This is a genomic window from Microbacterium sp. K41, from assembly GCF_004794395.1.
Classification (GTDB): Bacteria; Actinomycetota; Actinomycetes; order Actinomycetales; family Microbacteriaceae; genus Microbacterium; species Microbacterium sufflavum.
This window is the reverse complement of sequence record NZ_SSDO01000500.1, coordinates 1-385: the sequence shown is the minus strand read 5'-3', so window position 1 is coordinate 385 and position 385 is coordinate 1. Positions and strand designations below refer to the sequence as shown.

The 385-nt window shown below is 77.1% G+C and carries 1 pseudogene; it reads right to left on the bottom strand.

What is annotated here, in order from left to right:
* A pseudogene (locus DW309_RS16525) lies at positions 1-385 on the bottom strand (2-succinyl-5-enolpyruvyl-6-hydroxy-3-cyclohexene-1-carboxylate synthase); the annotation flags it as partial.

Genomic DNA, 385 nt, shown 5'->3' with positions numbered 1-385 from the left:
GTCGACGGCCTCGGCAGCCGACGCCCGCATCCACTGCCCGAGCCACTCGCGGTCGGGCTCCCCCGGGGCCACCGTGACCGCCGCGACCGCGCGCGTGCGGTGGTTGAGGTCGAGCTCCTCCCCGCCGCGGCGCACCGCCACGACCTCCACGTCGTGGCGCGACAGCAGCCGCGCGGCCTCACGGCTCAGCGTGGGATGGCCGAACACGACGACACGCTCGATGCGGCCGCCGAGGTCGTCGCGGGAGAGCAGCCGACGGTAGCCGTGCACGAGGCGACGCCCGAACCGCGCGCCGCTCACGACCTCGGCGATCAGCGGCCAGTCCGCCGTGTGGGCGAGCTCCTCCGCGGCGGCACCCGCGTCGGCGCCCGCGAGCACGACCGTG